The sequence below is a fragment of the Chitinophagaceae bacterium genome (genome assembly GCA_016699815.1).
In the GTDB taxonomy this organism is placed as follows: Bacteria; Bacteroidota; Bacteroidia; order Chitinophagales; family Chitinophagaceae; genus Ferruginibacter.
This window is the reverse complement of the sequence record CP065012.1, coordinates 991930-1016258: the sequence shown is the minus strand read 5'-3', so window position 1 is coordinate 1016258 and position 24329 is coordinate 991930. Positions and strand designations below refer to the sequence as shown.

Annotated in this window: 15 protein-coding genes and 8 tRNA genes; 14 read left to right on the top strand and 9 right to left on the bottom strand. The window is 39.1% G+C overall.

Features of this window, described 5'->3' with window-relative positions; genetic code table 11:
* Positions 1-213 precede the first annotated feature (213 nt).
* The 5 genes from IPO46_04480 to cphA form a co-directional block, all read right to left on the bottom strand.
* On the bottom strand, positions 214-2058 hold the full coding sequence (locus tag IPO46_04480) for a cyclomaltodextrinase N-terminal domain-containing protein (protein ID QQS63843.1): 1845 nt from the start codon (positions 2056-2058) through the stop codon (positions 214-216).
* A 21-nt stretch (positions 2059-2079) separates the two neighbouring features.
* Positions 2080-3417, bottom strand: coding sequence for an MFS transporter (locus tag IPO46_04475; GenBank protein QQS63842.1), 1338 nt, complete (start codon positions 3415-3417; stop codon positions 2080-2082).
* 142 nt (positions 3418-3559) lie between these two features.
* A tRNA-Gln gene (locus tag IPO46_04470) sits at positions 3560-3630 on the bottom strand.
* A 47-nt stretch (positions 3631-3677) separates the two neighbouring features.
* Positions 3678-3748 (bottom strand) — tRNA-Gln (locus IPO46_04465).
* Positions 3749-3863: 115 nt separating this feature from the next.
* Entirely contained in the window at positions 3864-6491 is a 2628-nt protein-coding gene (cphA, locus tag IPO46_04460) for a cyanophycin synthetase (GenBank protein ID QQS63841.1), read from the bottom strand.
* A gap of 240 nt (positions 6492-6731) precedes the next feature.
* On the opposite strand from cphA, the gene IPO46_04455 reads away from it, so the two are divergent.
* Entirely contained in the window at positions 6732-7628 is an 897-nt protein-coding gene (locus tag IPO46_04455) for a cyanophycinase (GenBank protein QQS63840.1), read from the top strand.
* Between the two features lie 13 nt (positions 7629-7641).
* On the opposite strand, the gene IPO46_04450 is transcribed toward IPO46_04455, so the two are convergent.
* Entirely contained in the window at positions 7642-8922 is a 1281-nt protein-coding gene (locus IPO46_04450) for a tyrosine--tRNA ligase (protein ID QQS63839.1), read from the bottom strand.
* Positions 8923-9186: 264 nt separating this feature from the next.
* Here IPO46_04450 and IPO46_04445 point away from each other — a divergent pair, with 264 nt between their 5' ends.
* The 4 genes from IPO46_04445 (at position 9187) to IPO46_04430 (ending at position 18376) form a co-directional block, all read left to right on the top strand.
* Complete coding sequence (locus IPO46_04445; GenBank protein QQS63838.1) at positions 9187-10293, top strand: PorV/PorQ family protein; 1107 nt, start codon at positions 9187-9189, stop codon at positions 10291-10293.
* A gap of 19 nt (positions 10294-10312) precedes the next feature.
* Positions 10313-15388: a hypothetical protein gene (locus tag IPO46_04440; GenBank protein QQS63837.1), complete on the top strand. Its 5076-nt coding sequence runs from the start codon at positions 10313-10315 to the stop codon at positions 15386-15388.
* A 78-nt stretch (positions 15389-15466) separates the two neighbouring features.
* A complete protein-coding gene (hscA, locus tag IPO46_04435) occupies positions 15467-17326 on the top strand; it encodes a Fe-S protein assembly chaperone HscA (GenBank protein QQS63836.1) in 1860 nt (619 codons plus the stop codon).
* A 9-nt stretch (positions 17327-17335) separates the two neighbouring features.
* The gene (locus tag IPO46_04430) at positions 17336-18376 is read left to right on the top strand and encodes an acyltransferase (protein ID QQS63835.1); all 1041 of its coding nucleotides are present in this window, start codon (positions 17336-17338) and stop codon (positions 18374-18376) included.
* 3 nt (positions 18377-18379) lie between these two features.
* Here IPO46_04430 and IPO46_04425 read toward each other — a convergent pair whose 3' ends face one another.
* From IPO46_04425 to IPO46_04415, 3 genes are read right to left on the bottom strand one after another with little or no spacing between them, the layout of a single operon-like run.
* Complete coding sequence (locus IPO46_04425) at positions 18380-19666, bottom strand: DUF2029 domain-containing protein (GenBank protein QQS63834.1); 1287 nt, start codon at positions 19664-19666, stop codon at positions 18380-18382.
* Positions 19659-21170: an NAD(P)/FAD-dependent oxidoreductase gene (locus IPO46_04420; GenBank protein QQS63833.1), complete on the bottom strand. Its 1512-nt coding sequence runs from the start codon at positions 21168-21170 to the stop codon at positions 19659-19661. The genes IPO46_04425 and IPO46_04420 overlap by 8 nt, the downstream gene beginning before the upstream one ends.
* A 38-nt stretch (positions 21171-21208) precedes the next feature.
* Complete coding sequence (locus tag IPO46_04415) at positions 21209-21796, bottom strand: riboflavin synthase (protein ID QQS63832.1); 588 nt, start codon at positions 21794-21796, stop codon at positions 21209-21211.
* 104 nt (positions 21797-21900) lie between these two features.
* Here IPO46_04415 and IPO46_04410 point away from each other — a divergent pair, with 104 nt between their 5' ends.
* From IPO46_04410 to IPO46_04370, 9 genes are all read left to right on the top strand, one after another.
* The gene (locus IPO46_04410) at positions 21901-22095 is read left to right on the top strand and encodes a 30S ribosomal protein S21 (protein ID QQS63831.1); all 195 of its coding nucleotides are present in this window, start codon (positions 21901-21903) and stop codon (positions 22093-22095) included.
* 60 nt (positions 22096-22155) lie between these two features.
* Positions 22156-23061, top strand: a complete 906-nt coding sequence (locus IPO46_04405) for a tyrosine-type recombinase/integrase (GenBank protein ID QQS63830.1) — start codon at positions 22156-22158, stop codon at positions 23059-23061.
* 143 nt (positions 23062-23204) lie between these two features.
* Positions 23205-23504, top strand: coding sequence for a ribosome-associated translation inhibitor RaiA (locus IPO46_04400; GenBank protein ID QQS63829.1), 300 nt, complete (start codon positions 23205-23207; stop codon positions 23502-23504).
* 240 nt (positions 23505-23744) lie between these two features.
* A tRNA-Thr gene (locus IPO46_04395) sits at positions 23745-23817 on the top strand.
* 2 nt (positions 23818-23819) lie between these two features.
* A tRNA-OTHER gene (locus IPO46_04390) sits at positions 23820-23895 on the top strand.
* 2 nt (positions 23896-23897) lie between these two features.
* Positions 23898-23973: transfer RNA gene (locus tag IPO46_04385), tRNA-OTHER, on the top strand.
* Positions 23974-23975: 2 nt separating this feature from the next.
* Positions 23976-24051 (top strand) — tRNA-OTHER (locus IPO46_04380).
* 2 nt (positions 24052-24053) lie between these two features.
* A tRNA-OTHER gene (locus IPO46_04375) sits at positions 24054-24129 on the top strand.
* Between the two features lie 117 nt (positions 24130-24246).
* Positions 24247-24329 (top strand) — tRNA-Tyr (locus IPO46_04370).

Here is a 24329-nt window from a genome sequence, read left to right as displayed (position 1 = left end):
AGTAAATTTTAAAATCTTTTTAGTAGGTTGACCAATGGTAAAATTGGTAATCCAAAAATTCAAAAAATAACCCGTATTGCCTCATGGATTTATCCCATAAAAAAACAGGCAATCATTAATGTGTAAATTTAACACATTATTTTAAAATAAGCCACTGCCTGAAAGATTTTTTTTCTTTAAGAAACAGGCGGTGCTTATTGGCCTTTTAAACGGTTATTTTGTTAATTCCAGTACCTGCATCGTCATGGCAGGTATATTAAATTTACCGGTATAAACTTCCCCGCTTATTATTTCCCGGCCTTGTTTAAAGCCCGAGGTTTGTTCGGGGTAATTATTAAAATCAATGGGTTTTTCTTTTTCTGATGTATTCATGACGCACATTACGGTAGCCGATGCATCATAACGAAAATATACATAAAGCCCATCCACTGGCAGGTATTGCATTAATTTACCGGTTTGCAGGGCAGTAGATTGCTTGCGGTATCGGGTAATTTGCCTCATTTGATTAAAAAGACTGTTTTCTTTAAATGTTCTTCCCGTTGCCGAAAATTTATTTATGTTATCTGTTTTCCAGCCACCTGGGAAATCCTGTCGTACATGACCGTCATTAGGAGAAGTAAAACCGGTTAATAAAATTTCATTTCCATAATACATTTGTGGGATACCCCGATAGGTCATTAACCAGTTGAAGGCCATTTTATACTTTGCAGTATCTTCATTTAATACAGAGTAAAACCTTGCCAGGTCATGGTTATCAAGAAAAATTACCTGCCGCATAGGGTCTTTATACATAAAATCGTATGCTGTGGTAGTGTATAATTTATTTACGCCTTCTGTCCATCCAAATTTTTCCAAAAGCGCAGGTTGTATGCCATAAAAAAGCAATTGAAAATCTGTAGTTGCCTGCAGGTTGCTTTTAAAAGGAATATTGAAATTATTTTCGCAAAAATAAGCCTGGTTGGGAACGCCATGTACCCAGGTTTCACCAAATAAAGTAATTTTTGGATACTCGGTATATAAAGCCTTGTTGCAACGGTTCATAAACTCTAAATCGTTATAGGCGTAAGTATCAATGCGCCATCCGTCTATGCCAAATTCTTCAACACACCAAATGGCATTTTGAATTAAAAATTTTTCCACAAAAAGGTTGTGCTGGTTCCAGTCGGGCATTTCCTTTACAAACCATCCATCACTCATAATTTTCTTTTCGTTTTCGGATGCATAAGGGTTAAATAAGAGCTGATCTTTATAATTGGTTTGCGTAAAAGTGGGCCATCGGTTAAACCAACTACTATCGGGTTGGTCCTGGAAAAGAAAATGCCATAAACCGGTATGGTTGTAAATGGCGTCCTGTATTATTTTCATTCCTTTTGCATGGCAGGCATCAACAAGGTTTTTATAAGCCTGGTAGCCACCCAGCCTTGTGTCTACTTTATAGTGATCGGTAATGGCATAGCCATGTTCGGTGCGGTGGGGCATGTCGTTTTCCAAAACAGGGTTGAGCCAAATTGCGGTTACGCCAAAATCATTTAAATAATCCAGATGGTTTTGTATGCCTTTTAAATCGCCGCCATGCCTGTTGAAAACGGTATCCCTGTTGAGCGATTGGTCTTTCATGCCAATGATGCGGTCGTTGGTTTCGTCTCCATTACTAAACCTGTCGGGCATAATAAGGTACAACACATCTTTGGCCGTTACTCCCTGTGCATACTGTGTGCTATTTCCCTGGCGCTTATTGTCTAAAGGCCAAAATATAGATTGGGTTTTTCCATCTTGCGTAAAATTAATTTTTACTTCACCTACTTTTGCGTTTGCAGCAATAGAAAGGTCAATGGCAATGTATTTTTGGTTTTCAAATTTTGATATTTTTTTAATGGTAACCCCAGGATGTACAATGGCTACTTTACTGTTGCTGATATTATAATCTGCATGAACCAATACCTGCACATTATTCCACTTCATACCCACCCACCAGTTGGTAGGGTAAAGGTTGATTACCTGGGCAAATACGGTAGAAACAATAAAAAAGAAAATGATAAAGGCAATATTTTTTTTCATGTTAAATGAAATTTATCCTGTTCATGTATTTGTTTCGCTTTTTGATTCTTTAATGATCAGCAAACAAATAATTGCAGCTATAATCATTAAGCCACCGCCTACCTGTACGGCAAGCACCCTGTCGTTATTCAATACCGTTCTCATTAACCACCCAAAGCCAAGCGAAGCAATAATTTCGGGCAGTACAATAAAGAAATTAAAAATACCCATATAAATTCCTACTTTATCCCTTGGCAATACGCCACTGAGCATGGCATAAGGCATACTTAAAATGCTTGCCCAGGCAATGCCCACGCCGGTCATGCAACCGTAAAGCATATATTTATTTTCTACCCATCCTACGCTTATAAGGCCAATAGCCCCAGCCAAAAGGCAAATGGCATGGGTAAGTTTTCGGCCCAGCTTATCGGCAATAAAAGGTAAAACCAATGCAAATAAAAAAGTTACCACGCTATAATAGGATAAAGTGAGGCTGCCAAAATCGGCGCCTTCGGCATAAACTTTATCGCTGGCATTTGTACCACCAAAAATATTTACTGCCACTGCAGTGGTGTAATAAAACCACATTAAAAACAATCCCGGCCAGGTAAAAAATTGTACCAGCGCTATGGCTTTCATTTTTGGCGGCATATTGGTTAATGCATGAAGAATTTCTCTTGCGCCGCCACCAAAACCTTTATTGGATTCTTTTACTTTGTCTTTATAACCTAAGTCAGCCGGAGGATATTCTTTGCTAGTAAATACTGTGTATAAAACCGCTGCAAGGAAAAAGAAAGCGCCGAGGTAAAAAGAAAATTTTACATTTTCCGGTATGCCACCGGCCACAGCTGTATTTTCTTTGCCAAAAATATTATTCATAATCCAGGGTAAAGCCGAGGCGATGCTTCCTCCAAGCCCAATCATAAAACTTTGCATAATAAATCCACGGTTTACCTGGCTATCGGGCAGTTTATCGGTTACAAATGCCCTGAAGGGTTCCATAGTTACGTTGCCAAATACATCCAATACCCAAAGCAGGCCTGCTGCCATCCATAATACACTGCTGTGTGGCATAAAAATTAATGCAATAGAACTTATAATAGCGCCAATTAAAAAATAAGGCCTCCTGCGGCCCCATCTTGGATGCCAGGTATGGTCACTTAAATATCCTATAATGGGCTGAACGAGTAAGCCGGTAAGTGGCGCTGCTAAAAACAGTAAAGGCACATCATCGGGGTTGGCGCCCAGGTTTTCGTAAATGCGGCCCATATTGGCTCTTTGTAAATCCCATCCAAACTGGATGCCAAAAAAGCCCACACTCATGTTTATGATTTGTACCAGCGAAAGTTTGGGTTTAAATCCGGTAGAAGCAGTGTTCATGCAAACGAAAATTAAAAATTGAAATCGTGTAAAATTTACACAATGCTAAAAGTAATTAAAAACAGGAAATGAAGGAGGGAAAAAAATAAAAAAAATGGGCAAAAAATATCCCGGCCATTTTTTGCCGGGAGTTAAGTATTTGTTGGGGTGCTAGGATTCGAACCCAGACAAACAGAATCAGAATCTGTGGTGCTACCGTTACACTACACCCCAGTATGTATGATGATGTCTTGTAATATTGAAAATTTAAGGGTTTTTTGTTGGGTTACTAGGATTCGAACCTAGACAAACAGAATCAAAATCTGTTGTGCTACCATTACACCATAACCCAGTTTTACTATTACCCTTTTAATTGAGGTGAACCCAATCCAAACATGGTTTTTTGGTTTGGGGCTGCAAAAATAAGGGTTTTACTTTTTATTATTAGCAAAAATCGGTTAAGAGTTTTAACCCTCCAAAACCTTTTCTTCCCTTGTTTTTAATTCTTTTATTTTATCTAATGCGCCGGCAACCACATCACACATTATTACATAAAGCGCTCCTTGTTGATAATTTTCATAAATGTATTCCAGGGCCTGGTTTTCATCGGCAATGGTCATGGTAGGTATTATCGCATTTTCTTCTTCAATACCCTGTTTGAGCAGTCCGATTATTTCATCGGCAGTGCGACCTCTTAAATTTTTATCACATCGGATGATGATTTCATCAAAATTTTTTGCGCTGATGCTTCCCAGTTCCTTAATGTCTTCATCACGCCTGTCGCCGGTACCACTTATTACCCCAATTTTTTTGTGATAGTCTAATTTATTAACAAAATCGCAAAGCAGGTTTAAACCATGTGGGTTATGGGCAAAATCGGCCAGTATGGTAAAATTTTTAAAATTAAAGAAGTTTAACCTTCCCGGCGTAAGTGTGGATGAAGGTAAAAAAGAGCTTAATGCCGAGCGAATATCTTCAATACTAATATCCCTGTACAGATATGCAGCCATTATAGCAGGCAGGCAATTATTTATATTATGGATAGCCTTGCCTTCAAAGGTTACCGGTATGTCTTTTACATGCATTACCCTTATCTTCCAGGTGCCTTTTAAAATACTAATGTATCCATTTTCAAAAACAGTAGATAAACCGCCTTTTTTACTATGCTGTTTTATTCTTGCGTTGTTTTCATCCATACTAAAAAGGGCAATATTGCAGTTGAGGCTTTTTCTCATTTCATATACAAGGTCATCGTCTGCATTTAAAACTGCATAGCCATGCGGAAATACCGTTTCGGGAACCACGGCTTTAACCTTGGCCATTTGCTCCAGGGTGTTAATGCCGCCCAGGCCCATGTGGTCCGATGCTACATTGGTAACAATGGCTACATCGCAGTTTTGAAATGCCAGCCCATTTTTTAAAATCCCGCCTCGGGCACATTCCAAAATGGCAAAATCTACCGTAGGGTCTTTAAGCACAAAAGTAGAGCTCACCGGCCCGGTACAATCCCCACGCATCATCAGTTGGTTTTGAATATACACACCATCACTTGTTGTATAGCCTACTTTTTTACCGGCAATTTTTGCAATATGCGCTGTAATTCTTGTAGTAGTTGTTTTACCATTGGTGCCGGTAACGGCAATTATGGGAATGCGGCCACTGCTGCCTTTGGGGAAAAGCATATCAACAACGGGCTCTGCAACATTGCGGGGTAAACCTTCGGCTGGTTCAATATGCATCCTAAAACCCGGTGCAGCGTTCACTTCCAAAATGGCGCCACCATTTTCCGAAACTGGTGTTTTGAGATCGGTGGCCATTATATCAATACCACAAATATCCAGGCCTATAATTTTTGCAATGCGCTCACACATAAAAATGTTGGCAGGGTGCACTTCGTCGGTTACATCGGTAGAGGTTCCGCCGGTACTTAAATTTGCCGTAGGTTTTAGTAATACCAGTTCTTTTTTGGCAGGTATGGTATCTAAAGTATAGCCTTTATCGTCCAGCATTTTTTGGGTAAACTGGTCAATGGTAATTTGGGTTAAAACTTTTTCATGGCCATATCCACGGCGAGGGTCTTTATTGGTTTCATCTATGAGTTGCTGAATGCTGCTTTTTCCATTACCGGTTACTGCAGCAGGTGTACGTAATGCCGCACAAATAAATTTGTAGTTGATTACTAAAATTCTAAAATCGAAGCCCGTAATAAAGCGTTCTACAATAACACTACGGCTGAAATACCTGGCAGCAGCAAATGCTGTTAATGCTTGTTCCCAGGTGTTAATATTGGTGGTATTTCCTTTGCCATGGTTGCCATCAATGGGTTTTATAACCAGTGGATAACCGTACCGGGTTACGGCATCTTTTAAGCCTTCCTCGGTGCGGATAACAACGCCACGTGGAACCGGAATTTCGGCAGCTTCCAGTAGGGCTTTTGTTTCTTCTTTATCGCAGGCAATATCTACGGCAATATTACCGGTAGTGCTGGCAATGGTTGCCCTTATGCGTTTTTGGTGTACACCATAACCAAGTTGCACCAGGGAATGTTTATTTAATCTTATAAATGGAATTCCTCTTTTACCTGCTTCTTCTACAATACAACCTGTACTTGGCCCAAGCCGGGTATCTTCCCTTATTTCCCTTAGTCTTTGTATATCGTCTGTTAAGTCATAAGGTTTATCATCAATTAAGGCTTCGGCAATTCTTACAGCGGCTTTAGCTGCATAAACGCCTGCATCTTCTTCCAGGTAACTAAAGCATACATAGTATTCGCCTTCAATGCCTGTTCCTCTGGTGCGGCCAAAACCTGTGTCCATACCGGCCAAAGTTTGAATTTCCAATGCAATATGTTCTATAACATGGCCCATCCAGGTACCTTCTATAACCCGGTTAAAAAAACCACCGGGTTCGCCTTCACTGCATCGGTGCTCGTATAAAGAAGGCATTAATTGTTCCATCCTTTCTTTAAAACCCTGGATAAGATTAGTAGGTTTTTGCTCCAAATCTTCCAGGTCGAGTTTCATTTGTATTAGCTTGGAACGGCGAACGCTCCAGAAATTTGGCCCCCGCATCACTTTTATTTCTACAATTTTCATTAAAATTTTTTTGGTATTTTTTAAAGCAGGAAGTTAAGAAAAAGTTTTTTATAATTGTTGAGGCAGTTTTGCAGGGAACAACAAATAACCAGTTAACCGGGAAAAATAAATTTGCTTATATCATAAAATGCTGGGTAGGTATTATAATATTTTATACAGCAATTAACACACGTTAATAACTCTTAAAGTTTATTACGATACGTTTTACATTATTTTTGCGTTAACCCAAAAAAAGTATTAATGATAGCTCCAAAAGGGAAATTAGTTGCTATAGGTGGTGCCGAAGATAAAGGCACCGATTTGGAAAAAGGCGAAATACACCGGGATAATCTCAATTTTTTTGAACTGGGTATACTCCGGCGAATTGTAGAAGAAGCTGGCGGCACCGGTGCCCGAATAGAGGTAATTACCACTGCCAGTACCATACCTGTTGAAGTAGGCAAAAACTACCTCAATGCATTTGGAAAAATTGGGTGCACCAATATTGGCATCATGGATATACGCTCCCGAAAAGATACAGTAAATAAAAGCTACCTGGAACGGATACGTAATAGTAATGCCGTAATGTTTAGTGGCGGCAACCAGCTAAGGCTTAGCGTAACCGATGGCGGCACAGAGTTTTTAACTATTTTAAAAGAAAGGTACCGTAAAGAAGAAGGCTTTATTATTGCAGGCACTTCTGCCGGAGCCATGGCCATGAGCAATACCATGATTTATGAAGGCAGCGCAGATAAGGCGCATTTAAAAGGAACAGTAAAAATTACTACCGGCCTGGGTTTTGTAAACAACGCCATTTTTGATTCTCATTTTGAAAAAAGAGGAAGGTTTGGAAGGCTGGCCCAAGCCGTAGTGTGCAACCCCGGCTGCATTGGTGTGGGCCTGGGCGAAGATACCGGTATGATTATTTCCGAAGGCAATAAAATGGAAGCCATAGGCAGTGGTTGTGTAATTGTAATTGATGGTTACGATATTGGCTACAGCAATATTGCCGATATACCCGACGGCAACCCATTTTGTATCGAAAACCTAAAAGTACATTTCCTGGAAAGAGGTAATGGCTATAACCTTGCAGAACGTAAATTTATTCCCGAAGTGAGCAAAGGTGCTGTGCGGAAAAAACAGGTAGAGGTAGAATAATTTTTAAATATAGCTAAACGGTTTTTACGAGGTAATAATTTTTTTTTCCTTTTTGAATTAAAAGGTATTGGTTGTGCAGCAACCATTTGTTATCTATCTGCTCCTGTACATCGGTAATTTTTTTCCTGTTGATGCTTAGTCCTCCATTTTGCAGCATTTTCCTGGCTTCGCCCCTGCTGCTAAAAATTTCCGTATCGGCTACAAGGCTTATTACATCTACACCTGCGGTAATTTTATTTTTGTCAATTTCTTTTTTTATAATTCCTTCCAGGTTGTTCAAATCATCAATACCCATGTCTTCTGCAGCGGCATTTTGAGCGGCAAAAAGTTTAGCCGTAGTGTCAATGGCTTTTTGGTATTCATCTGCGCCATGTACAAATAAAGTAATTTCTTTGGCCAGTGTTTTTTGCAATAACCTTTCGCCGGGGTTGATGTTGTGCTTTTCTATTATTCCTTCAATGGTTTTTTTATCCAGGAAAGTAAAAATTTTAATCCATGTTGCTGCATCGGCATCGCTGGCATTTACCCAAAACTGGTAAAACTGGTAAGGGCTAGTTTTTTCAGCATCAAGCCAAATATTGCCGGCTTCCGATTTTCCAAATTTGCTGCCATCGGCTTTTGTAATTAGCGGAGAGGTAAAGCCAAAAGCTTCACCACCGCTTTTTCTTCTTATTAGTTCTGTACCGGTAACTATATTTCCCCATTGGTCGCTGCCGCCCATTTGCAGCCTGCAGTTTTTATGGTTATACAGCCAATAATAATCATAGCCTTGTATAAGTTGATAAGTAAATTCGGTAAAAGAAATACCGCTATCACCTTCAATCCTTTTCTTTACACTGTCTTTGGCCATCATATAATTTACGGTAATATGCTTGCCTACATCTCTTATAAAATCAAGGAAGCCAATGGGTTTAAACCAATCATAGTTATTAACTATTTCGGCGGCATTGGGTAAGGATCTTTCAAAATTGAGAAATTTTTCTAATTGCTTTTGTATGCCTGCAAGGTTTTTTTGAAGTACATCTTCGCTTAATAAATTTCTTTCGGCGCTTTTACCGCTTGGGTCGCCTACCATACCTGTAGCGCCACCAACAAGTGCAAGTGGTTTGTGCCCTGCTTTTTGTAAATGCACTAATAATAATATTTGTACCATGCCGCCAATATGCAGGCTTTCGGCTGTTGGGTCAAATCCAATATAAGCCGTGGTCATCCCTTTGTTTAACTGTTCTTCGGTTCCGGGCATTATATCCTGCAACATACCCCGCCATTTAAGTTCTTCTATTAATTTATTCATGTTACTATTTAAAATGGATTGCAAAAATGAGTAGTTTTTTGCAAATGCCGGAAGTTAATTTGGCTTATCTTGCTTTAGAAACCTAAGCAGCAAAAGCAAAACTTTAATCATCTATTTTTAATATTTATGCCTTAAGGCAGATAAAAACATTAGATTTACCATTTATTCATATTATGAAAAAATATAATGCACAATTTTATTAGTAAAACTACGTTTAAATAAATGCGTTATTATCCAAACTTGTAACTTACCAACCAAGAAAACATGAAAAAAAGCCTTGCTGCTTTCTTCCTTATTGGCCTTTTACTGCCTGGTAAAAGCTATAGTCAGTTCAGAAAGTATTCCAACGAATTTTTAAATATTGGCGCAGGGGCACGTGGCCTGGCAATGGGCAATGCCCAGGTAGCCAGTGTAAATGATGCTTCTGCAGGATACTGGAACCCGGCAGGCCTTACCGGCGTAAAAGATGTCCCCAACATTGCTTTAATGCATGCCGAATATTTTTCCGGAATTGCAAAATATGAATATGCTTCGCTGGCCATTCCGGTACAGGACAATAAACGAACGCTGGGTTTTTCTTTACTGCGTTTTGCCGTAGATGATATTCCCAATACTTTGTTTTTGGTAGAGCCCGATGGCAGCATCAATTACAATAATGTTCAGGCATTTTCATCGGCAGATTATGCTTTTCTTTTTTCATTTGCCCAAAAGATTAAAGATGAAGATGATAAAAAAATAAGCGTAGGCGCCAATGCCAAAGTTATTTATAGAAAAGTAGGTCATTTTGCCAGCGCCTGGGGATTTGGCCTAGATGCAGGAATTCAAATTCAAAGAAAAAAATGGAGGCTTGGTTTAATGGCCAGGGATATTACCACCACATTTAATGCCTGGAGTTTTAAATTTACCGAGCAGGAAAAGGAAGTACTTTATTTAACTAAAAATGATATTCCCATAAAATCCACCGAACTCACTGCGCCGAGGCTGGTATTGGGCGGCGCTTATAATTTCTCCATTAGCGATAAAATTAAATTACTGGCCGAGGCAAATGTTGACCTTACATTTGACGGTAAAAGAAATACAATACTCAGCAGTAACCCGGTAAGTATTGATCCGCATTTGGGATTGGAAGCATCTATAAATGATGTGTTTTTTATTAGGGGCGGTATTACCAACTTTCAAAAAGCACTGGCAGATGAAGATACTTTAAACCAAAAGAAAGTATGGATTTATCAACCCAGCGCCGGTGCAGGTTTTAAAATTAAAAATGTATCGGTTGATTATGCTTTTACCAATTTAGCCAATCAGCAAAACCCATTATACACCCATATTGTTTCGCTGAGGATTAACCTTACCAAAAAACATGAAGATTAACTTATAATATCCTGAAATAATGAAAAAAATATTTTTAGCCCTTTTATTAATATTGAGCCTTGATGTAGCTGCACAATGGAATAATAGCTGGATTGATTATTCAAAAACCTATTATAAGTTTCAGCTGGCTGCCGATACCTTAACCCGAATTCCACAATCGGTACTTGCCGGTTTAGGGCTTGATGCCGTTAATGCAGATCATTTTCAATTGTGGAGAAACGGGCAGCAGGTAAGGTTATATACTTCTGTTTCCGGCGCAGCTTTGCCCGGTGGCGGCTTTATAGAATTTTGGGGAGAAAAAAACGATGGTAAACCCGATAAGATATTATACCGCAACCCCGATTTTCAACTTGCAGATAAATACAGCCTCATTTATGATACGGCTTCTTATTTTTTAACCGTAAACCCAGCAGGAAATAACCTGCGGTTTACCGATGAAGCAAATGGAACACCGGCAAATCCCACACCAGATGCTTTTTTTATGAGAAAAATTGTGGTGAATTTCCGCAACAACCTCAATCGTGGATGGGCACATGATGCAGGTGAATATGTTTATTCAGCATCTTTCGATCCGGGTGAAGGATGGACAAGCTCCAATATCACTTCTGCAGGATCGCTTGCCCAATCGCTCACTAATTTAAACCAATATATTGCAGGGCCGCCAAACAGCTTAACCGTGTGGGCAAATATTGCCGGTAATGCACCCAATATCCGCAATGTGAGGGTTAGGTTAAATGCAAACGTAATTACTGAAGTTCCCATAGCTGGATTTAACTATAAAAAAATTGAGATGCCCGATTTACCCTTGTCTCTTTTGGGAACCAATCCTACAGCAACCCTGTTTGTACAAAACCTTTTTGCTACAACTACTGACAGGATTGTGGTAGGCTCAATGGGTATTACTTACCCGGCTACCTACAACTTTAATGCTGCTAAAAACTTTTATTTTGAATTGCCTGCAGCAGGTGCTGGCAATCATTTACAAATATCAAATTTTACCTACGGCAGCATTCCGCCTGTGCTTTACGATCTCACCTTGGGTAAAAGATATGTAGGCGATATTACTTCGGTTCCCGGAAAAATTCGTTTTGCATTACCAGCTTCTGCAGAACCGGTTAGAAAGTTTATTTTGGTGAGCCAGGATGCCAATAATATTTATAACGTGAACCAGGCAAATACACGAAATTTTGTAAATTATAATAATATTGATCAGCAGGGCGATTACGCAATTATTTCCAGCAGCCTTTTGTTTAACGATGGTAGCGGAAATAATTATGTAGAACAATACCGTGCTTACCGGGCTTCTGCAAACGGCGGCGGCTTTAATTCAAAAATTTATGATATTAATGAAATTACCGACCAGTTTGGTTATGGTATCAAAAACCATCCCGATGGCCTGAGAAATTTTATTTTATATAGTGAACAGCAATTTCAAATTAAGCCACAATATATTTTTATCATTGGCCGTGGCGTTTCTTATTACGATTATCGTTCTCAAAATTTAGACAGTGACCCCAGGCTCCCACTCATAGACCTTGTGCCTACTTTTGGATGGCCTGCTTCAGATATCCTGCTTACCTGCCCTCCGGGAACCACGGCGCCTGTTGTGCCCATTGGGCGCTTAGCCGCCATTAACGGTGGCGAGGTACATACTTACCTGCAAAAAATGGAAGAGTATGAAACAGCGCAACGATTACCATCCTGTTATATTAATGATAAAGCCTGGATGAAAAACGTGTTGCATGTTGTTGGGGGTAAAGACAGCTCCGAAAACAATTTGTTCTCACAGTATATGTATAATTACGAAGTTATTGTTGAAGACACACTTTTTGGTGGTCATGTAGAAACATTTACTAAAACCAGCAGCAGTGTAATACAGGAAGCCAATAGCTTGCGTATTTTGGAATTGTTTGACCAGGGCCTGAGCTATATTGGATATTTTGGACACTCATCTGCAACTACTTTTGAATTTAATTTAAGTACGCCGGAAAATTACCACAACCCCGGAAAATACCCTTTCTTTCATGCAAGCGGTTGTAATGCCGGTAACTTTTATACATTCGATCCTTTACGTTTGTCTGGCGCTAATTTTACTTTATCAGAAAAATATGTATTAACACCCGAAAGGGGAAGCATTGCCTTTTTGGCTGATACCCATTTTGGCGTGCCGCCATTTCTTGATTTTTATAACAGGGCTTTTTACCGTAATTTTTCTAAAAACATGTATGGAATCAGCGTAGGTAAGCAGTTGGATAATGTTATCAACGGCCTCTATTCCCCGGGCAACGATTTTTTAACCCGTGTACACCTTGAAGAAATATCATTGCATGGCGACCCTGCACTTAAAATAAATAATTTCAACAAACCCGATTATGTAGTGGAAGACAGCCTCATCAAAACCAAGCCAGCAATTATTTCTGTTGCAGATGTAAGTTTTGAAATAGATGTAAAAATGATGAATATCGGCAGGGCAACCGGCGATTCCATAAGGGTAAGTGTAAAAAGAAAATTACCCTCCGGTACCATTCAAAATTTGTACGACAGCCTGGTTCCGGGTACCCGTTATTTGGATTCTTTAAAATTTCCCATCATTATTGCACCTACTACCGATAAAGGGTTAAACCAGGTTATAGTATCGCTTGATTATACGGGAAGGGTAGATGAACTTTGCGAAACAAACAATACAGTAACCAAAGATTTTTACATTTTTGAAGATGAGTTAAGACCAACATCCCCTTACAACTATTCCATCGTTAACCAGCAAAATATTACTTATGTGGCCAATACAGCAAACCCTTTAGGCCAAATGAGGGACTATGTAATGGAAATTGATACTACGGAATTATTTAATTCTGCCTTCAAAAAAACATATAATGCAAGTGGTAGCGGTGGTATTGTGGAGTTTAACCCATCCAACATAACATTTATTGATAGTACAGTTTATTATTGGAGAGTGGCAACTGTACCTACCGGTTCCGGCAATTATATTTGGAACAGTTTTTCTTTTACATACCTGCAAAACAGCAGCCCGGGTTTTAACCAGGCACATTATTTTCAAAAATTAAAAAGCGCATATAGCAATATTTATTTAAATGATGCCAGGAAACTGGAGTTTGACTTTAATAATACCGAGTTGAATATTTCTACCGGTAACTATCCGCCCAATACCGATCCGTTTACCTTTATAACAATGGGTGTATACCCGGTAAGCGACTGGGGAAATAGTTTTAATACTTTGCAGTTGGTTGTGTTGGATGGTATAACCGGCACGGTAAGGAAAAACGCTTTGCAAAATGGCACAGGCTTGTACGAAAGCTCAGCTCCGGCGCCAAGGTTTAACCAGTTTCAGTTTCCTTTTAACAGCGCAACCGATCGTAGAAAAGTGGTGAGGTTTATTAATGCCATGCCGGCAAATTCCATCATCATAATGTACAACCTTTTGCTAAATAGTACTGTTACCAACCAGTTTGCCCCGGTATGGGCAACAGATGCTACTACATTTGGGTCAACGGATTCATCGTTGTATCACGTGTTGAAAAATTATGGCTTTTCCATGCTCGATCAGTTTACATCCAACAAGCCATTTATTTTTAAATTTACCAAAAATAGCCCGGCAGCTACCTATCAGCAAATTGGCTTATCGGCTACGCAAATTATTACGGCTACCTTGCCATTAACTATTACCAGGGTAAACGGATTGATAACTTCACCTGTATTTGGACCGGCAAATGAATGGAAATATTTTCACTGGGGAGGTGCACCAAAAGAATCGCCTACCAAAGATTCTATCCGATATAAAATTATCGGTATCACCAATTCAGGAAACGAAACAGTAATCATGAACCTCGATAGTTCCAGCAAGCATGTAGATATTTCGTCAATAGATGCAAACCAGTATCCTTATGTGAAACTGCAAATGGAACAATACGACAGCTTAAAAGGTACGCCTTATGAACTGGATTACTGGAGGCTAAATTATTTGCCTGTACCGGAAGGAGCTGTGGCAACTAATTTATTTTTCAATATGACCGATAGCGTTACTCAGGGCGAACAGGTTCCTTTTGAAGTGGCTTTTAAAAACATTAGCCAGGTGGCTTTTTCCGATAGCATTAAAGTAGATTTAAAAGTTATAGATGAGGCCAATGGAACACATATTATTTCGGTTCCCAAATTAAAACCACTGCAACCCAACGATACGGCAATTATAAGGGCCTTAATTGACACCCGGACGCTTAGCGGAATTAATACAGTTGCATTGGATGTGAACCCCAACCAGGACCAGCCCGAACAATTGCATTATAATAATGTATTGTATGCCGATTTATTGGTAAGTGCAGATAAATTTAATCCTTTACTGGATGTAACTTTTGATGCGGTGCATATTCTTAACCGGGATATTGTTTCCAGCAAGCCAAATGTACTTATAAAATTAAAAGACGAAAGCCGTTTTCTTGCATTGCAGGATACTTCCTTAATTAAATTGCAGGTAAGGTACCCCGATCAAACCCTGCATAACTACAATTTTGGCGATACCATGCAATTTATCCCGGCCGATTTGTCCTCCGGCGAAAATACGGCCAGCATTGAGTTCAGGCCATATTTCCCCGATGATGGTGAATACGAATTGATGGTTTCCGGCAAAGATGTAAATGGTAACCAGGCAGGCTATTTAAACTACAGGGTATTGTTTAATGTAATCAACAAGCCCATGATTTCAAACCTGCTCAACTATCCCAATCCGTTTACCACTTCTACGGCATTTGTATTTACAATTACCGGAAGCCAGGTGCCGCAAAACCTGCGCATCCAAATCTTAACCATTACTGGTAAAGTAGTAAAGGAAATTACCAAAGATGAGTTAGGCTCTGTTCATGTAGGAAATAACATTACCGATTACAAATGGGACGGTACCGATATGTATGGCCAAAAACTGGCCAATGGCGTGTACCTCTACAGGGTAATTACCAACCTCAATGGAAAAAAATTAGATAAGTATGGCGGAACCAACAGTAATGGAGATGTTATTAGCGAAGGCGTAAACAGTACCGATAAATATTTTAATAAAGGATACGGCAAAATGTATTTGCTGCGTTAAATTTCTTAATTCGAAAAACGAAAAGGCTGCTCCATTACCGGGCAGCCTTTTTTAGTTTTACTTTTGCAAAAAATAATCATGGCAAAAATTCCTATAAATATTGCAACCGGCAGCCTGCAGCAAGAAGAAATAATTGTGGGTATTGATTTAGGCACTACCAACAGCCTGGTATCCATCATTCACCCCGAAAGCAAAAAAGCCGTTGCTTTAAAAGAGCACGATGGCAGTTCACTGGTGCCAAGCGTTATTTATTTTGACGAAATAGGAAATGTTACTGTAGGCGAAGCAGCACTTCAGTATTTAATTACAGCGCCGCAGCAAACTATTTTTTCGGCAAAGCGATTAATGGGCAAAAGTTATAACGATTTAAAAAACAAATCGGGTTTTTATAGTTATAAAATAATAGATGATAATACCGAAAACCTGGTGAAAGTGCAGGTTGCCGAAAAATTTTATTCCCCTATAGAACTCTCTTCTTTTATTTTAAAAGAATTAAAGCAAAGGGCCGAGCATATTTTAAAAACGCCGGTAACCAGGGCGGTAATTACCGTGCCTGCTTATTTTAACGATGCCCAGAGAAACGGTACAAGGGATGCCGGGAAGCTTGCCGGCCTCGATGTACTAAGGATTATTAACGAACCAACAGCAGCAAGCCTTGCATATGGTATTGGTTTAAATAAAGAAGAAGAAAAAGTTATTGCTGTATATGATTTGGGCGGCGGCACATTTGATGTATCAATATTGCGTATTGCCGATGGCGTATTTGATGTACTGAGCACAAATGGCAATACTTACCTCGGAGGCGATGATATGGATATGGCCATTGTTGAATTTTGGAAACAAAAAAACATTTTTAAGGGCAACCCTAAAGCACAGGGCAATACTACCAGCCAGCAACTACGCTTAAAAGCACAGGAAGCAAAAAAACATTTATCAAAGGCAAATAATTTTACTGCTGCATTTCAAAACCTCAATTTATCTATTACCAAAAATGAGTTTGAAGCATTAATTCAACCATTAATTGACAAAACCATTACATCTTGCAGCAATGCATTAAAAGATGCAGGTATCGTTAAAGAAAATATTGATGCTGTGGTAATGGTAGGCGGTGCCACAAGGGTACCGATGGTAAAAAAATCGGTAAGTGATTTTTTTGGCAAAGCAGTGAACGACAGCCTAAATCCCGATGAAGTGGTTTCTCTTGGCGCAGCAATACAGGCCGATATTTTGGCGGGAAACAACCAGGATATTTTGTTGCTGGATATTACACCGCTTAGCCTGGGCATTGAAACTGCAGGCGGATTAATGGATGTATTGATTCCCCGAAATTCAAAAACCCCCTCCAAAGCATCGAGGCAATATACAACGCAAATTGACGGGCAAAGCAATATGCGCATCAGCGTTTACCAGGGAGAAAGAGACCTGGTGCAGGACAACCGAAAGCTTGCAGAATTTAATTTAAAAGGAATACCCGGAATGCCCGCCGGCCTTGCAAAAGTGGAAATTAGTTTTACCATTAATGCCGATGGTATTTTAAATGTTGCCGCAAAAGAACTGCGTAGCCAGGTGGAGCAATTTGTAGAAATAAAGCCGCAGTATGGCATTACCGATGCCGAAGTAGAAAAAATGCTCCTCGATTCCATTACCCATGCTAAAGAAGATATTGCCAACCGGGCGCTTGCAGAAGCCAAAACAGAGGGCGAGCAACTATTGCAAACCACCGAAAGGTTTTTACAAAAAAATATTGCCCAGCTTACGGCGCTTGAATTAAAAAATACAGCAGCAGCCATGCAGGCGCTACAGCTATCACTTTCCTTAAACGATAAAAATCTGGTACATACAAAAATTGAAGAACTGAACAATATAAGCAGGCCCTATGCAGAGCGCATAATGGACAATGCCATATCTTCGGCAATGAAAGGAAAATCAATTGCCTAAATTCACTACATGAATTTATATATCGAAAGAGGCACCAATAATTTTGACTTTTTAAGGGTATTAGCGGCATTGCTCATTGCCTTTTCTCATAGTTATGCATTGCTAAACCGGTACGATGTTGAGCCATTTATGCTCGCCACTCATCACAGGTACGATGGCTCTTTTATAGCATTGGGGATTTTTTTTGCCATCAGCGGTTTTCTCATTACTAAAAGTGTGGTTCATTCCGGTTCTTTATTACAATATGCCTGGAAAAGGTTTTTAAGAATACAACCTTTGTTGATTGTAGTTTGCTTATTATCTATCTTTATTATTGGCCCATTATTTAGCAATTTAAATACGGCCAGTTATTTTAGCAACGCAACAACCTACACTTATTTGCGCAATATTTTTCCGGCAACGGGCATCCAGTTTGGCTTGCCCGGAGTTTTTGAACACAACTTAAAAGAAAACGGTGTTAACGGCTCATTGTGGACGCTGATTATTGAAGAACGGCTTTATGTTTTTACGGCCATCGTTTTTTGGCTGCATCGTAAATTTAAAAAAACGTATATAGCGCTTATTGTTTTTTACAACCTGCTCTATGTTTGGAACAATCATGTTGTATATTTTTCTTCATCTAATTTTTTAAACGGCCAATCGGCCTATTATGCTTTGCTGTTCCTCAATGCAGGCTTGCTTTACCTTTCCGGCTACGATTTTAAAAATAAATCCACGGGCCTTTCTTTATTCATGGCCTGCCTGCTGCTTGGCGCTGCGCTTATTTTTCCAGCAATAGGCTATTTTCAACTATGGTTTATCCCCTTGGCGGTTATCTTATTTTCGTATAGAAAATTGCCCACAAACAAAGCCGGTAAATGGGGCGATTTTACTTATGGTATTTATATATTTTCCTTCCCGGTACAGCAAATGCTAATAGCTTTTACCCAGGGAAATTTAAAACCCCTGCAACTATTTGCTTATACCGTTGCCATTTGCCTTCCCCTGGCTATTTTAAGCTGGCACTTGCTGGAAAAAAAGATGCTGACGCTAAAAGGGAAAATAAATTAGTTTTTAAACTGGATACAGTGGCTTTTTATTACAACAGCTTTTAAAAATAATTGCCAATAGTAAAAATTCCCCGGCCTGCATATATTTTGAAAATGCAATAGGGAAATTATGGAAAAGCATAAAGCAAAAAATTAATAGTAATAATTGCAGCCGGCTTACTACTGTATTGAGCGTAAGCAACAATAAGGGAAACAACCACTGGATACCATTGTACCCAGCCCTTACCGATGGCGAAAATATTTCGGCTAAAATATACAGGCCAAAGGCAAATAGAAATAGGTGGGGCGCTTCAGGCTTTATTTTTTGATGTGCTTTAATAAAAAAATAGGAAAGCAAAACAATAAGAATCAGAAAAATACCATAAAGCAGTTCAATGCATGGATTTACCCCGATAAAATTGAAAAAATCCACAGCGGTTCCCAGCACATAAACATTAAACCCTTTTACTTTTGTTAAATTATACATGCCTTCAATTACCTGCGGATAACTAAAATTGTTTGCGGTAAGTTGCAACGGTATTTTATCGAAATACATTTGTTTATACTTATCCATTGCATCAAAATATTGCCACCAATATTTTTGCATAGGCAATACCAATAGTAAAAATCCTAAGGCAAGCCCGCCCATCCATCCTTTTAGCCAATCCCATTCTTTTGCCAGTAAAAAAGGCACAATAATAATACCTGCAAATGGCCTAAAAAAAATAAACAAGGCCGCTAAGAGACCACTTATTACCTGGTACTTTTTTTCTTTTTTTTGGTATAAGTAATACAAAAATGAAAAAGAAAAGCAATAGCCTAAATACATTTGTCCACGCTCAATTTCAGCAAGAAAAATATCGCTGCAAAGCAACCCTGCAATTACCAGGGCTACAGGGTAAAAGTTTTTAGTTTTTGCCGTTTTAGCCAGCAGTACAATACTTGCAACTGCAAAGCCTGTTTCCAATAAAGCCCAAAGCCACCTTACATATTTATAAGGCAAATTATAAATTGGATAAAGCGAAGCCATTGCCGCAGGCGTTACTATATTTCCATTGGCCAATTCGCCCTGCTTGTTTCCCGGGGCAAGGTAGCGTTCATTGTCTCCTGGCTTCCAAAAATAAAAATAGGGAGATTGATTTGTGCCCAGTAGCCTTGTGCCGGTAACCCTTGTACGTAAATCGCAGCCGCCGTAATCTTTTACATAGTGATAGGCTTTGGTAAGTGTAACAACAATAAAGGCAAGAAGGATAACCGAAATGAAGATGCGGTATTTTTTATTTTTAGGCCAAATAATGATTGGGTTATCCATTGTATTCCTCTCCGGTATTTATTTCCCAAATAGCTGCTTTATTTATTTTGCCGGATTGTATTTGCTCTGCAGCCTCCATTGCGGTAAGCATGGAGTGGTCAGTATTGTTATAGCGGTGCATACCGTTTCGGCCAATTAAAAATAAATTATTAATTTCATTTAAATAGTTGCGTACTTCATCTATTTTATGGTAAGTGCCAAAATATGCAGGGTAGGCTTTCTCCGTACGTATCACCACATGGTCGGTAATTTCATTTTCAGCAACAAGCCCAATTTTTTGCAGTTCTTTTTTGGCTATGGAAAAAATTTGGTTGTCGGCCAGGTTCCAGAAACTATCGTTAATGCTACAAAAATATTCCAGGCCAATCCAGGTTTTTTGCGGATCCTGCACCATGCCCGGGCTCCAGTTATTAAAAATTTGCAACCGGCCGAGTTTTACGCCTTTGTCCTGTATATAAATCCAGTTGTCTTTTATATTGCCTGCTTTTAATTTATTTACCAGTACGCCAATAGTAATAAAATCCCGGTATAGCAAGCCATGGGCAATAGATGCAATAGTTGCAGGCACCTGCCCGGCTGGCATTGCAGCCACCAGTTCTTTTATTGGCATGGTAGAAATAAAATAATCACCCAAATATGTTTTTTTTTCCACGGACGAAGCTGTGCTTACCGATTTCAATAAATTATTTTCTGTAAGCACTTCTGTAACCTCCTGGTTAAAGTAAATTTCACCGCCTTTTTCTAGTATTTTTTTGGCAACGGTTTGCCACATTTGCCCGGGGCCATATTTTGGGTAAAGAAATTTTTCTATCAGTGAAGTTTGTACATTCTTTTGTACTTTGAAAGCATGCTTCAGCACTTCTTTTATGGATAAACCTTTAATGCGCTGGTGGCCCCATTCTGCCGGTATGCTGCTGCAGGGCACGCCCCAAACTTTTTCGGTGTATTCTTTAAAAAATGTTTCGTAAAGTTCTGCACCAAAACGGTTTTTAATAAAATCTTCCAAACTGTTTTCAGGCTTTACCGGTTTTATGGAGGAATAGAAATAAGAACTTACTATTTTAAAAAATTTTCCAATGCCCAGTTTTGCAATTGTGTTGAACGATAATTTTAAAGGGTAATCAAAAAACTTACCGAGGTAATAAATGCGTGAAAGCCTGTTGCGTACCAGCATTATGTTTTCAGTGTTGGTGCCAGTTGCCAGATTTGCATGTTCCAGTGTAAAATGTTTGTGCTGGTAACTCAAATCAATATTACTGCCTGCATTTTTTTCCAGGGGCAATTGTTTCAGCCACCAATTATTCACCCTTTCCGATTTTGAAAAAAACCTGTGGCCGCCAATATCCATGCGGTTACCTTTATAATTTACGGTTTTTGATAAGCCGCCAATATCTTCGCTTTTTTCTAAAATGATTGGTTTAATTCCAGCGGTTTCTAATAACTCATAGGCTGCTGTAAGCCCGGCCGGTCCGGCGCCAATTATTATAGCAGTTTTTTGCGGCATTTAGTAAATTTAAAAACTGCAATATACAGTACCCGTATTTAAGAAAGGAATTGCAACCTGCTTACATACTTTCCAATCATATCAAATTCAATATTCACAGGCGAGCTTATGGTTAGCTGTTGGATATTAGTATGGTTAAAAGTAAAGGGAACTATGGCTACAGTAAATGTGTTGGTGCCAATATTAAAAATGGTGAGGCTAATACCGTTGAGGCAAATAGAACCTTTTTCAATAATTAAAGCTGCAAATTTTTTATCTATCTCAAAACTCAGTTCTACGCTTCCCTCTTTTTGAACAATGTGGCTACAAATGGCTACGGTATCTACATGGCCCTGCACAATATGGCCGTCAATCCTGCCATTCATTTGCAGGCACCTTTCTAAGTTAATATGCTCATTAATTTGCCAACTGCCTAAATTTGTTTTGAGCAAGGTTTCTTCAATTGCAGTTACCTGGTGGGTATTGCCTTTTACTCTTTCAACAGTAAGGCATACGCCGTTATGGCTCAGGCTTTGGTCGGGTTTTAAGGCCGATGAAATCTGCGATTCAATGGTAATTTCCAGGTTTGACCCTTTTTTTACCTTATTTATAATTTTTCCTGTTGTTTCTATTATTCCTGTAAACATGCCTCAAATTTCGCCAACAAAATGTATTTATTGCAATAAAATGTATATATTTGCGCCCCGGTTTGCAATTAAACCGTTATTTTTCACCAAAAGGAGGTATTTAAATGCTTATTATTGATTCAAAAGATTGCGAAAACATTGACAAGGCGCTCAAAAAGTACAAAAAGAAATTTGAAAAAAGCCGTACTTTAATGCAACTGCGTGAACGTCAGGCTTTTATGAAGCCATCAGTAAGGCGTCGTACTCAGGTGCTCAAAGCAATTTACAAGCAGCAAATGGCATCTGGTAAACTCGATTAATTGTAGTTTTAAAATTAATAACTATATTGAAACCGGTAACTTTAGGTACCGGTTTTTTTTATGACCTTACAGGCGCATCCACATATTCAGGCATTTTTAGATTACCTCAAATTTCAAAAGCGTTTTAGCCAAAATACTTTAATTGCTTACGAAAACGATCTGCAAAGTTTTTTTAGTTATTTAACCCTGCAATATGGTGAAATAGCTATGGCAGATATAAAGCCGCCTTTTATAAGGAGTTGGCTTGCGAAGCTAAAATCGGCCGAAGATTGCAGCGCCAAAACCATCAATAGAAAAATTTCAAGCCTCAGGTCATTTTTTAAATTTCATTTAAAACAAGCTGTAATTACCGCAAACCCCATGGCTTCTATTGTGGGCCCAAAAATTCCCAAAAAATTGCCGGCTTTTATTAAAGAAAACGATTTGGAAACACTGTTCCGGCACGTTGAATTTCCCGACAACTGGACAGGGCGTACTGAAAAATTAGTTTTGACTCTGTTGTATCATACGGGTATGCGTAAGTCAGAGCTAATCAATTTAAAAGACCATCATATAGACAAAAGCAGGAATGCCATAAAAGTTTTGGGAAAGGGAAACAAAGAAAGAATAATACCATTAAGCCCGGCGCTTACCGATACGCTGCAAGACTATGTGAAAAGCAAAAGTTTATACATTAATTACCCTGTGGACGATACACTTTTTGTTACGACAAAGGGAAAAAAACTGTGCCCGAGGCAGTTGTATTCCATTGCCAAACACTACCTTTCTTTAATAACCACTATTGATAAAAAAAGCCCACATATTTTAAGGCATAGTTTTGCCACCCATTTAATGAATAGCGGGGCAGACCTCAATGCCGTAAAGGAGTTGCTGGGCCATAGTAGCCTGGCTTCTACCCAGGTATATACGCATAATACCATAGAAAAGTTAAAAGATGTTTTTAAAAAAGCACACCCCAAAGCCTGAGTTTTTTCTTAAAATTTTTTATTTTGAATAATGCGGTTAAAATCTTATTTTTAATTTACACAGCAAACAAAGAAATGAAGCATTTGCCTATGATGTGATTTTTACCTTAATTTTTTTTGATTAACATTTAAAATTTGAGCGTCATGAACGTAAACATTCAAACAGTGCATTTTGATGCAGATGCAAAACTTACATCGCATATCCAAAAAAAAGTGGAGAAATTAACCCATTTTCACGACAGGATTACCAAGGTGGATATTTACCTGAAGCTTGATAATGTGGTGCATAACATAAAAGATAAAATAGCCGAAATTAAAGTAACGATTCCCCGTTATGAGTTTTTTGTAAAACAAACTTCAAAATCTTTTGAAGAAAGTTTTGATATTGCTTTGGAAACTGTAATTAGTCAAATAAAACGCAAAAAAGAAAGGCAGGCCGCCTGATTCAGGCCCACTAAAATATATTTTTCTCCCCAAAAAGCCCCCACATTAATTGTGGGGTTTTTTTATAAGTGGCCTTTATAAAAAAGGGTTGAAAAAATCTTTTACCAAAGTTTTTGTATTAATCATTTTCACTTACCTTTGCTTTCCCAAAAAATAGGGGTAACTCGGTGTGCCCTTTTATAACCGGGAAAGTTCTTTAAATATTACTGCCGAAGAATTTTGAGATAGGTCAAGAAACAAGCCGAAATAGCTCAGTTGGTAGAGCAACTGATTTGTAATCAGTAGGTCGCTGGTTCGACTCCAGTTTTCGGCTCAGGAGAAAAAGCTCAGAGATAAAGCATCCCGACAGTAAGTGTCGGGAAGGTCGCTGGTTCGACTCCAGTTTTCGGCTCAGGAGAAAAAGCTCAGAGATAAAGCATCCCGACAGTAAGTGTCGGGAAGGTCGCTGGTTCGACTCCAGTTTTCGGCTCAGGAGAAAAAGCTCAGAGATAAAGCATCCCGACAGTAAGTGTCGGGAAGGTCGCTGGTTCGACTCCAGTTTTCGGCTCAGGAGAAAAAGCTCAGAGATAAAGCATCCCGACAGTAAGTGTCGGGAAGGTCGCTGGTTCGACTCCAGTTTTCGGCTCAGGAGAAAAAGCTCAGAGATAAAGCATCCCGACAGTAAGTGTCGGGAAGGTCGCTGGTTCGACTCCAGGTATAGGCTAAAAAGTTCAAACAGCAAGCGTTTGACTGATAAAAACAAGGGCAGATGGCCGAGTGGTTAAAGGCGACAGACTGTAAATCTGTTCACGCAAGTGTACGTAGGTTCGAACCCTACTCTGCCCA

Excerpts from the sequence above, each read along its gene's own strand:
- IPO46_04445 (QQS63838.1), top strand. The coding sequence starts at position 9,187 with ATGAAAAAAAGCCTTGCTGCTTTCTTCCTTATTGGCCTTTTACTGCCT.
- IPO46_04415 (QQS63832.1), bottom strand. The coding sequence starts at position 21,796 with ATGTTTACAGGAATAATAGAAACAACAGGAAAAATTATAAATAAGGTA.
- IPO46_04450 (QQS63839.1), bottom strand. The coding sequence starts at position 8,922 with ATGAATAAATTAATAGAAGAACTTAAATGGCGGGGTATGTTGCAGGAT.
- cphA (QQS63841.1), bottom strand. The coding sequence starts at position 6,491 with ATGAAAATTGTAGAAATAAAAGTGATGCGGGGGCCAAATTTCTGGAGC.
- IPO46_04405 (QQS63830.1), top strand. The coding sequence starts at position 22,156 with ATGACCTTACAGGCGCATCCACATATTCAGGCATTTTTAGATTACCTC.
- IPO46_04400 (QQS63829.1), top strand. The coding sequence starts at position 23,205 with ATGAACGTAAACATTCAAACAGTGCATTTTGATGCAGATGCAAAACTT.
- IPO46_04455 (QQS63840.1), top strand. The coding sequence starts at position 6,732 with ATGATAGCTCCAAAAGGGAAATTAGTTGCTATAGGTGGTGCCGAAGAT.
- IPO46_04425 (QQS63834.1), bottom strand. The coding sequence starts at position 19,666 with ATGGATAACCCAATCATTATTTGGCCTAAAAATAAAAAATACCGCATC.
- hscA (QQS63836.1), top strand. The coding sequence starts at position 15,467 with ATGGCAAAAATTCCTATAAATATTGCAACCGGCAGCCTGCAGCAAGAA.
- IPO46_04440 (QQS63837.1), top strand. The coding sequence starts at position 10,313 with ATGAAAAAAATATTTTTAGCCCTTTTATTAATATTGAGCCTTGATGTA.
- IPO46_04420 (QQS63833.1), bottom strand. The coding sequence starts at position 21,170 with ATGCCGCAAAAAACTGCTATAATAATTGGCGCCGGACCGGCCGGGCTT.
- IPO46_04410 (QQS63831.1), top strand. The coding sequence starts at position 21,901 with ATGCTTATTATTGATTCAAAAGATTGCGAAAACATTGACAAGGCGCTC.
- IPO46_04430 (QQS63835.1), top strand. The coding sequence starts at position 17,336 with ATGAATTTATATATCGAAAGAGGCACCAATAATTTTGACTTTTTAAGG.
- IPO46_04480 (QQS63843.1), bottom strand. The coding sequence starts at position 2,058 with ATGAAAAAAAATATTGCCTTTATCATTTTCTTTTTTATTGTTTCTACC.
- IPO46_04475 (QQS63842.1), bottom strand. The coding sequence starts at position 3,417 with ATGAACACTGCTTCTACCGGATTTAAACCCAAACTTTCGCTGGTACAA.